Raw genomic sequence first — 9,932 nt, 5'->3', positions numbered from 1 at the left:
CTTGGCCTCGCCATCGGCCCAGCCGTCGAAGGTCTTGGTGACGTTGATCGCAGGCAGCTGCTCGATCGGCGCTTCGGCGCTTGCCGAGTCCTCGCCGGTCTGGTCGCTGTCGGCCGTGGCGGTGTTGTCGATGTCAGCATCGCCGCCGCCATTGTTGTCGAGGTCGGCCTGGGTGATCGCATAGCTGGTCGAGTAGGACTGCGAGCCGCCGGGCGCGAGGCTGGCGATGGTCACATCCTGACCGGTGAGCGGATCCTTCACGGTCACATTGGTGAGCGTGATGTTGCCGGTGTTGTAGACGGTGACGGTGTAGTTGGCGATATCGCCGACCGCATTGCCCTTGGCCTCGCCATCGGCCCAGCCGTCGAAGGTCTTGGTGACGTTGATCGCAGGCGCATAAACAATCGGTGCCACTGCACTCGCCGATGCGGGACCGGTCTGGTTGGACGTCGCTGTTGCGGTATTTTCGATCGAACCCGATGTGAAGTTGGCTGCTTCGAGTGTGCCATTCGAATCCAGATCAGCCTGGGTAAGGGTATAGGTTTCGATCAGCGGAGCACTTGAAGCGCCTGGCGCGAGTGTGCCGACATTATAAACATTGCCGGTCAACGGGTCTGTAACTACCACATTGGTCAGGGTCACATTGCCATTATTGGTAACGACGATGGTATAGTTGGCAATATCGCCTGCGAAGTCGCCCAGCGCATCGCCATCGCCGCCTGACCAGTTGTTGAAGACCTTTGTGATCGCAATCGATGGCGCAGGAACAATTGGTGCTGAAGCGTCGTCAGTGTCGGTTACCTGCTTGGACGGGACACCCTCTTGCGTTGCCAAAACCGTGGCCGAGTTGTCCTTGGTGCCATCGCCACCACCATTGGTATCGAGGTCAGACTGGATAGCAGTCTGCGTAGCTGTCCAGTGCCAGGTTTCACCGATGTCGAGGACATTGTCCTTGTCAGCATCGCCGGTGTTGAAGCCGTCGAGAGTTTCCAGTTCCGTGAGCGTAGACGCCAGAGCGTCGGTGAGTTGCACATCGACCAGCCCGGTCTCGCCATTGTTGGTCACATCAATGGTGTAATTGGCAATATCACCGGCATAGTTGATCACGGTGGTGGAGTTGACGCCGCCGCCATCGGTTATATTGACGAATGTCTTTTCGATCGTGACGCGCGGGATTGGATAATGGTTGCCAATCGGATCGACGATGACGACCTGTCCGACTGATGCGATGGTCGCTGTTTCAAACGGACCGGTGGTTTGTGTGGAACCCGTAGGAACAATTTCATCTATCTGGTGGGTGCCGATGGCAACGCCTGTGAAGGAATAGGATCCGTCGTCATCTGTGACAGTTGAGCGTTCGTCAGCGTCAAGAACGCCGTCCTTGTCGGTATCTATGAATATCGTAACGCCGCCGACGCCGACTTCGTCATCTTCCGTTCCCAGAACATTGTCGACACCATCAACATCACGCACGCCATCCGAATTGACGTCGCTGAATTTCAGACCGGTCAGGGTACCCGCACTCTGGATATTGAACTCTTCGAAACCCGCTTCGGCATCGTAGGTATTCGCTTGTGTACCCATTTCGGTATAAAGGAACATGTAGGTTGTCGACAGATCATAGCCGTCAAACAGCGAGACGGGGATAAGGATTGAGTAATCGTCGGTGCCGCTGCCGGTTGAAACTTCGTTCAAAAGAAGGCGTCGGTCTTGCCCTGCATCCATATCGTAAACGAGGTCGAGACTTTGGACTTCCGCAAGTGTGTCGACGAGATTGGTGCCAGCCGTGGGGTCGAGATCATTTGGGCCGGCATAGAGTTTGAACTGGTTGAGCGACACGAGTTCGTCGCTGTTGTTCTCGTTGATATCCAAACGGATTTCGAAATATTCGACACCATCTATGACGATAATCGGCATGGTCGAAAGCAGGACCGAATGCGTCTTCGACTGGTCGATGTCAGGGTTACTGGCGACATTGCTGTCTGTGTCGGTGTTGAAGCCAGCTTCGTTGCCGTCATTGTCACGAATTGCCAGAAATGGTTCGTAATTGCCGGTGCCGGAGCCGATATTGTCCGCATCCTGGAAAATTACGCCACCAATGGTTGTTTCGCTGCCTTCAGCAGTAAGATCGATATCCGCCATGTGCCTCACCCCATAAAAGCCGGAGTGGCGACGCCCTGATTATGCGGAGCTAGTCGCCATTCTTCCGGACCGTGCCAGAATCCTCATCTCGGCGTTGTTTTTGTGCCGAGTCGTTTGCGACTTGTTGAAAAGATTAGGCTTCATTCGCAGCGATGATAATATCCCTAACGGCATATTAACTTATGTTAATATAATAAAAACAATAATATAAATGGTTTTGGTATCAGCAAAAAGGGGCTTCGGTTCCTGATTTTCACATATATTTCCAGAACCTAGGCGTTTGGAACTTCGCATTGCTATAACCTAGGTTTGCCAATCACCGGGTCCCAACGGATCAAATAGCGCAATCACGGCAAGATGGCTAAAAGCACCAAATGCCTACCAAAAGAGGAGAGACGGCGCCGTGCTTGTCGGCTAATGAAGGGCGATGGTTCAGGTTATCAGCAGAAAATGGCGCGGTCGCGGGGCAGAGGAGCGCAAGGCGGAAAGGCGCGCGCAACTGCTATCCGCTGCCATCCAGGTGTATAGTGAGCGCGGGTTTCGCCATTCCTCGGTTAAGGCGGTTTGCGAAGCTGCCGGGCTGACCGAGCGCTATTTCTACGAAAGTTTCGCCAACAGCGAAGATATATTGATCGCGGCTGCGTCGGCTTCTCTCGAACATATGGTGGGCGAATTGCGTGCCAAATGTGCTGTAGTTCCAAGAGAACACCGTCTGCAGACAATTTTGATAAACTATTACGGAATGTTGAAAGAGCAACCGGCGCATGCCCGGGCGTTTCTGGTAGAGATCCGCGGCATCAGCCCGATTGTTGACGAATATCTGGAAACGGTGGTGGAGACATTCGCCGAACTGATCGTTGACACGCCAATGGTTCGGTTGAACCCTGTTGACCGGATGGTTTCGATCGGCGCTGTCGGTGCTGTCGTGCACATTGCGCTCGACTGGATATTGAATGATTTTGCCGCCCCGATTGAAGAGGTGGTAGAGGCAGCGGTTCGCCTTGGTGCTGTTCTCGACCAAATTGAAAAGGCGGGCTGATTCAAGTTTCCCGTCTTGCGATGACGCTAATAGAACCGAGGTTCAGGCTGCCTTTGCCTGTTCGTTTGCTATGCGGTCGATATCCGCCTGAAAATCGATTTGCAGGCGCCGCAGCATGTCCTGACGCTCCGGGCCTGGGTCTGGCCTATAGGCAGCGGCATTGAGGCGTTTGCCGCGTGCCCAATAGTATAGCACGCCGCCCAGGTTGCGCGGTCGACGCAGCCAGGCATCGGGATGCTCCAGCATATGGAACCCGCGCAAGGCTTCGCGCAGCAATTTGGTGTCTGACCGGATTGCGATTTCGATCCCGTCCTTGATGAAACTTTTTGTCAGCCTTGTGCGCATTTTTGCGCGCGCACCGGGTGTCAGCGCTCGCCGCGCTTCCTTGATTGTGGCGCGATCCTGCTGCCGCTGGTTGAGATAGAAGGGCCGCAATTCGGTCTTTATCGCGTCATGGAATGCAATCGCCCGTTCAGTGGGGTTACTTTGGGTGTCGAGCACCTTGCGAAGCGACTGGGCGCTGACCGCTGCGAAGGAGCAGCCGCGCCCGAATAGCGGATTGGTGCGGACGAGCGTGTCGCCAAGTGCGAAATATCCGTGCGCTGCGGGTTTGCCGTCGACCACCATATCGCGCCAACGGCTCACCAGATCGCCCATACCGATAACCTTGCCGGTCGGCTCAGACCGGTTGGCGTTGGTCCAAGGAAATAGTCCGGGCAGCATCAACGTAATCGCATGGAAGATTTCGGGATCTACTATGGCTTGCCGCAATTCCAGTTCGACCTCCGGTACGGCGAGGGTAATCGAGAAATTGCCATTATCGCCCGGAAATACCCCGAATTTAAGATAGCCGAGGTCGCCCGATGCCGGCGGGTTGCTCCGCCGGTCGGGTTCCTCCTGACCGGGCAGCAGGCGGTAATGTCGGGTGAAATAGAGAATGCCGGCACTTTCGCTTTCCTCGTTGATGATGGCGCCTTCATCGATCAATTGCTTGATACCGCGACCGCCTTTGCCTGAGGCATCGACGACGATGTCGACGTGCAGTTCGGTTTCTACGCCATCGCGCATTCCCTGAACACCATAGACCTGCAATATGCCGTCCTCTCCCTTGCGGGTGAGAAGCCGTTCGACGCGAAAGCCGCATTGAAGACGGATATTGGGCAGCGTTTCGACATAGCGCCGCATGGTCATTTCCAGCGTCGTTCGACGACTGGTGATCATGGTCAGATCTTCATCTTCGGGTTCCGGCTGATAGCCTGCCTCCTGCTGCTCGGTCAGCCAGATGTCGAAGGGGAGTTCGCGTACGCCATTGGCGAGCAACTGCTCGATGAGGGCAGGGTGTTCTTCCTTCATGATAACGCGTAGCCTTGCCAGAAAGGCGTGGCTTTGGCGCAGATGGGCGACCCCATTGCGCTTCCAGTTGCGGAACAACTCGTCCGGGTCCGACGTATCGAGCGGGCCGTCGCGTTCGATCATGACAATCTCGCGCCCCGACGGCGCCAGCATCAGCGCGGTGCACAGTCCGCCAATGCCTGCGCCGATTACCAAAACCTTTTCACGCATCGGCTCGCTTCTCCTCAGCCGTCGATGATGTTCAGGAATTCGAGAATGCTCTCATTGACCGCGTCTGGTGCCTCTTGCTGGGTCCAGTGGCCGATGCCCGGAATCATCCGGTTGATCCGCAAATCGGTGACGAATTGGGGCAGGGCCTTTACGGCCTCTGCAGCCATCATCACCACGCCGTCTGCCGTTCCCGCCACGAACATTGCGGGCTGATGGATCTGGGTGGGCGCGCCTTCGGTCAGTTCCCAAGTGAGATCATGGTTGCGATAATAGTTCAGCGGTCCGCGCATGCCCGAGCGGGTGAATTCGGCCGCGTAGAAATCGACGTCGGCTTCGCTGAGCCAAGGCGGCAGCACCTGCGGATCAGGCAGGCTGGTCAGCAGATCGTCATGCTCGGTTTTCGGGGCGAGGGTGGTGAGGTCTGTCTCTCCGCCACCCATCACCAGGAATTTGCGCAGGCCGGTCTTCAGATCCTTTTCAAACTCGGCCTCGGCAACGCCGGGTTCCTGAAAATAGAGCTGATAGAAGAACTGGCCTTTGAACATCTCCCGCATCATCGGCATCGGCTGCACCGGGGAGCGGGGCATGAACGGCACGGAAAGCCCGCCCACCGCACGAACCTTATCCGGATGGAACAGCGCGGTTGCCCAGGCGGTCGGTGCGCCCCAGTCATGGCCAATCACCACCGCATTTTCATAACCGAGAGCCGGTATCAGGCCGATAATGTCGTTGACAACCTCGACCTGATTATAGGCGGTGATGTCTTCGGGACGGTCGCTTTTCCCATAGCCGCGCATATCAGGGGCGACGACATAATAGCCCGCTGCTGCAAGCGGGGCGAATTGGTGCCGCCAGCTATACCAGCTTTCAGGAAAGCCATGGAGGAGAAGGACCAGCGGTCCCTCTCCGGCTTCAGCAATGTTGAGGGCAATGCCGTTGGTTTCGACGCGCCGCTCGGTTACGCCTTCCCAACTCATGCAGCGATGCGCTCCAAAACCGGATCGATCGCGGGGGGCAGAATGGCGCCGCGCGCGTCGCTGGTATAGCCTTCTGCCGCACTCCATGCGACGCCGCCGCCGACGATGACGGTATCGACACCATGCGCATCGCGAATGTAGCGGCTGCCATCGCCCGGCACATCCTGGACATAGACTTCCACGCCCCGATCAATCGCATCTGCATCGAACACGACGATGTCTGCAACCAATCCCTTTTGCAGCAGGCCGCGATCGGGAATGCCCCAGATTGCCGCCGTGTCAGAGGTGATCTTCTTCACCGATTCCTCAAGGGTGAGGAGGCCCTGATTGCGGACGAAGTGGCCGAACAGATAGCCGGTATCGCCATAAGTCGAGAAGGACAGGATATGCGCCCCGCCGTCGCTGGCACCGATATGAACGCGCGGATGCTTGAGCAAGCCGCCAACCTTGTCGTCCAGATTGTGGCCCATATTTTCGGCGATGAAATGGGCATCCAGCCTCTCTTCGACTGACACGTCAATCATCGCATCGAGCGGGCTCACACCGCGCATTTCACCAATTTCGGCCAGCGTTTTGCCGACATATTGTTGGTTCGCCTCGCTCGCGACATGGCGCAGGCGCAAGAACGACCACAAAGCCATTTGCGAGCTGGCTTCCGCAACCAGCTTCGCCCGGCTTTCCGGATTGGAAAAGGCTTCGATGATCTCATCCAGTGTGCCAAAGCGCATCACATTGTACCATCCCGGCAGGCGGATGAAGAGCAGGCTAGGCACGGCAAAGCTGAAGCTGATGTCGATGGGTCGCGTCTGCACCTGTGGCCAGACACGGGCGCCGCGCGCGAACTGCTCATCGACACGCGCCATGACGCGTTCGACAGCGCCCACATTATCTGCACTGACAAACAGCGGCGAGAAGGTGGTCGGTATCGCATATTTGATCGACAGTTCAGCCAATTGGTCGAGACGCGCGATGGTCAGATCGGGATCGTAAAATTCAGGTACGATTTGCAAGATACGACCATATTCGCTGAGCACGCTGGCCAGCGCATCGACCTCGTCCGCGTCGGCATAACGGCTGGGGACGGGCTTCAGCGTTTCGTCCATATCGACATAGCTTGTCGAAAGACCAATCGCCCCGGCATCAAGACATTCGCGCAACAGTTTCTGCATCTCTGCGATTTCTTGCGGGTTGGCGGTACGTTCCATCGCAGCCTCGCCCATCACCCACAGGCGCAATACGCTGTGCCCGACAAGCTGGCCGACATTGATCGCAAGGCCCTTTTGAATGCGCGCGAGATATTCGGGGAAGCTTTCCCAATCCCAAACCACACCTTCCTTGAAGGCTTTGAGCGGCATTTCTTCAATCTGGTTGAACATGCCGACCAGCTTCATCCGGTGCTCGGCCTTGAGCGGCGCGAGAGAGAGCGAGCAGTTGCCGGCCACAACGGTGGTCACGCCGTGCGACAGCGCGGGCTTTGCATAGCCATCCCATAGAAGTTGCGCATCGAAATGGGTGTGTGGATCGATGAAGCCCGGCGCGACAACCTTGGCCGTGGCATCGATTTCGCGCCGACCAGATTCCGCTACCCGGCCGATCTTGGCGATGCGACCGTCCTGAACTGCGATATCGGCATTAAAGGCAGGCATCCCTGAACCGTCGACGACACGCCCATTGCGTATGACCAGATCGTACATTTCGAATTCTCCTCAAATTCTCATTATGCTGTGTGTTCGGTGAAGCGGTTGGAAGAGGCTATCAGTGCGTCACGCACCCGATCCCATCCCACGCCTATCAATTGATCGGATGTGGTGGCGTTCGTCGACGCCAGAAGGCTTCGCGCCGCAAACTCATCCAGAGTAACCAGTGATTGGCCGCCATTTGCGAATGTCAACGTAACGACCAGCTCCGCCTCGCCATCATGCGCGGCGGCAATGCGGACTTCGCTGATGGTGGCACCTGCCACGGCTCAAGCGTGCGGTGGTTCGACGAATATGACGTCGCTCGGCAGGATCGGATTGTCGCTGCGCAACCGACCAACGCCGCCCGCAGATCGCATGAATACATGCAAATTCCAGCTTTGCAGCATGGCCACGGCATCGCCTTCAGCAGTGCCGGGCAGTTCTCTTTTTGCGATTGACTGCCAGCTGTCTCCATTATGTGGCAGGATAGACTTTCGTACCGGGGAAAGTGTTGCCGCCATTATCTCCGTCTCCTCCATATCACCGTTTAATGTCTTGAACCGTTGGCGACCGGGATTTCTATCCCGCCGCATCATCCATGACACAGAATGCTAACTTGGTTGTTGCATCCAAAGCGCGACCTTGAACGAATCCCAAACATGACAACTATTGTTGTCAGAATGTATTTGACAATGCGTGTTGTCAATAACCGTTAGTACGAATTTCGTGGCAGGCATTCACTGCGCAATTGTCGGATTCATGATATGGCTGCTGATGCCATTTGCGGCGCAGGCAGACGGGGTTGCACCGGCCCGATAGGGCAGTTTGATTGCGCTATTCCATCGTGTAAGATCCGCCGCCGCCGAGCAGCGGACTTAGAGACGCTGCGCCGGGCAGTATTTCTGTAGATAGTCGCCATGCGTCGGCATGTGCTGGACCACGAAGCGGATCGATTGTTCGATGGCGTCCAGTTCCTTCTTGGTGGCGGGGTCATCCATGCAATCAGCCATTGGATTGTGGCCGTTCATCCTTATGCCTTGCCCCATCATCACGGCAGCCCAGCTCGTCTCGGTGAACAGTTCGTCATCCTCGCGGAAAATCTGTCCGTTCATCCGGAACAGTTCCACTTTTTCGGTCAAGCTTTCCGGAACCGCCATCGTCCGGCAATGATTCCAGAACTCGCTGTCGTCTCGCGCGGTCGTGTTGTAATGCAGGATCAGGAAATCGCGGATGCGGGCATATTCCTTGCCGGTCAGGCGATTGAATGCATCTTCCTGCGTCTGCGTAATCCCATCGAGTGACAATACTGCTATCAGTTTGTTGATACCGGTGTTGATCAGGTGGATCGATGTGGATTCGAGCGGTTCCATGAAACCTGCTGACAGGCCCAGAGCTACCACATTTTTGTTCCAGAATTTCTTACGCCGACCGGTAGTAAAGCGGAGGAAATTGGGGTCGGCTCCCGGTTTTCCGGCAATATTCTTTACCAAGATGTCGAGTGCTTCGTCGTCCGACATAAAATGGCTGCAATAAACATGGCCGTTGCCGTTGCGATGTTGCAACGGAACTTGCCATTGCCAACCGGCCTGGTGCGCAGTTGCGCGGGTGTAGGGCAGGGGCCCGCTCCCGTCTTCGCGCTCACAGGGGAGGGCAACTGCACGGTCGCAGGGAAGGTAGTTGGACCAATCCTCATAACCGGTCTTGAGTGCCTGCTCGATGAGCAGCCCGCGAAAGCCCGAGCAGTCGATGAACAGATCGCCCGCAATTTGGGTTCCGTCCTCCAATGTGATCGAGGAGACAAAGCCGCTTTCGCCATCGATTGCGACGTCGTTGACCTTGCCTTCCAGGCGAACGACGCCGCGCTTTTCGGCATAGCCGCGAAGGTAACGGGCGTAGCGGCCGGCATCGAGATGATAGGCGTAATTGACCGGGGGCAGGTCTTCGCGGGCATAGTCTTCGGTGCGGGCAAAGCGTCCGAAATGCGCCGCCATCGTTTCAACGTTGAAGACCTGGATAGGCCGCCTGTCGCCTGCGGAATTGAACTTATGCCAGACATGGTGGAAGGAAATTCCGCCCATCTGATAGCCATAGTTGCCGAAAGGGTGGATATAGCTGTCGCCCAGCTTGCCCCAGTTCACAAACTGGATGCCGAGTTTGAAGCTGCCCTGAACTGCTGCCAGCATTTCGCGTTCATCGACTTCGAGCAGGCGGTTGAAATCGAGGAAGGGCGGGATCGTTGCCTCTCCGACGCCAACCGTGCCGATCATTTCCGATTCGACAAGTGTGATTGCGACATCGCGTCCGGCACGCAAACGGGATAACGCCGCCGCAGCCATCCAGCCCGCGGTCCCGCCGCCCACAATGACGATTTTCTCAATGGCCATGACGCCTTTTCCTCCCTGAAACAGCATAGACATATAACGTGGATGTGCAAATTGTGAACGTTCATTTTGTATCTTGTGAACGCTCTCAATTGGTATTATGTGTCAAAATGACGGAGGGAATCATACCCCCGCAGGAGGATTTAGGGAG

8 protein-coding genes are annotated in these 9,932 nt (G+C 56.4%); 1 reads left to right on the top strand and 7 read right to left on the bottom strand.

Annotated features, from left to right (window positions below; genetic code table 11):
* Positions 1-2,142, bottom strand: a 2,142-nt coding sequence (locus tag Q0239_RS17485) for a hypothetical protein (protein ID WP_298605240.1), incomplete at its 3' end; no start/stop codon positions are given.
* Between the two features lie 427 nt (positions 2,143-2,569).
* Between Q0239_RS17485 and Q0239_RS17480 the strand changes: the two genes are divergently transcribed.
* The gene (locus tag Q0239_RS17480) at positions 2,570-3,181 is read left to right on the top strand and encodes a TetR/AcrR family transcriptional regulator (RefSeq protein ID WP_298605238.1); all 612 of its coding nucleotides are present in this window, start codon (positions 2,570-2,572) and stop codon (positions 3,179-3,181) included.
* Between the two features lie 42 nt (positions 3,182-3,223).
* Here Q0239_RS17480 and Q0239_RS17475 read toward each other — a convergent pair whose 3' ends face one another.
* From Q0239_RS17475 to Q0239_RS17450, 6 genes are all read right to left on the bottom strand, one after another.
* Positions 3,224-4,744 carry a hypothetical protein gene (locus Q0239_RS17475; protein ID WP_298605236.1) on the bottom strand — a complete coding sequence of 507 codons (1,521 nt, stop codon included), beginning with the start codon at positions 4,742-4,744 and terminating at the stop codon, positions 3,224-3,226.
* Positions 4,745-4,758: 14 nt separating this feature from the next.
* Positions 4,759-5,721 (bottom strand): alpha/beta hydrolase, encoded by a 963-nt coding sequence (locus Q0239_RS17470; protein ID WP_298605235.1) that lies wholly within the window; start codon positions 5,719-5,721, stop codon positions 4,759-4,761.
* Positions 5,718-7,415 (bottom strand): amidohydrolase family protein, encoded by a 1,698-nt coding sequence (locus Q0239_RS17465; RefSeq protein WP_298605233.1) that lies wholly within the window; start codon positions 7,413-7,415, stop codon positions 5,718-5,720. The genes Q0239_RS17470 and Q0239_RS17465 overlap by 4 nt, the downstream gene beginning before the upstream one ends.
* A gap of 23 nt (positions 7,416-7,438) precedes the next feature.
* Positions 7,439-7,684: a hypothetical protein gene (locus tag Q0239_RS17460; protein ID WP_298605231.1), complete on the bottom strand. Its 246-nt coding sequence runs from the start codon at positions 7,682-7,684 to the stop codon at positions 7,439-7,441.
* 3 nt (positions 7,685-7,687) lie between these two features.
* On the bottom strand, positions 7,688-7,921 hold the full coding sequence (locus tag Q0239_RS17455) for a hypothetical protein (protein ID WP_298605229.1): 234 nt from the start codon (positions 7,919-7,921) through the stop codon (positions 7,688-7,690).
* Positions 7,922-8,275: 354 nt separating this feature from the next.
* Positions 8,276-9,784 (bottom strand): tryptophan halogenase family protein, encoded by a 1,509-nt coding sequence (locus tag Q0239_RS17450; protein WP_298605227.1) that lies wholly within the window; start codon positions 9,782-9,784, stop codon positions 8,276-8,278.
* Between the last annotated feature and the right edge of the window lie 148 nt (positions 9,785-9,932).

This window comes from uncultured Sphingorhabdus sp., assembly GCF_937872355.1.
GTDB lineage: Bacteria > Pseudomonadota > Alphaproteobacteria > Sphingomonadales > Sphingomonadaceae > Sphingorhabdus_B.
The sequence above is the reverse complement of the archived record's forward strand: the minus strand, read 5'-3'. Positions and strand labels throughout refer to the sequence as shown.

Bases quoted from the DNA above. Each gene is read 5' to 3' on its own strand.
- Q0239_RS17450 (WP_298605227.1), bottom strand. From the start codon at position 9,784: ATGGCCATTGAGAAAATCGTCATTGTGGGCGGCGGGACCGCGGGCTGG.
- Q0239_RS17465 (WP_298605233.1), bottom strand. From the start codon at position 7,415: ATGTACGATCTGGTCATACGCAATGGGCGTGTCGTCGACGGTTCAGGG.
- Q0239_RS17455 (WP_298605229.1), bottom strand. From the start codon at position 7,921: ATGGCGGCAACACTTTCCCCGGTACGAAAGTCTATCCTGCCACATAAT.
- Q0239_RS17470 (WP_298605235.1), bottom strand. From the start codon at position 5,721: ATGAGTTGGGAAGGCGTAACCGAGCGGCGCGTCGAAACCAACGGCATT.
- Q0239_RS17475 (WP_298605236.1), bottom strand. From the start codon at position 4,744: ATGCGTGAAAAGGTTTTGGTAATCGGCGCAGGCATTGGCGGACTGTGC.
- Q0239_RS17480 (WP_298605238.1), top strand. From the start codon at position 2,570: ATGGTTCAGGTTATCAGCAGAAAATGGCGCGGTCGCGGGGCAGAGGAG.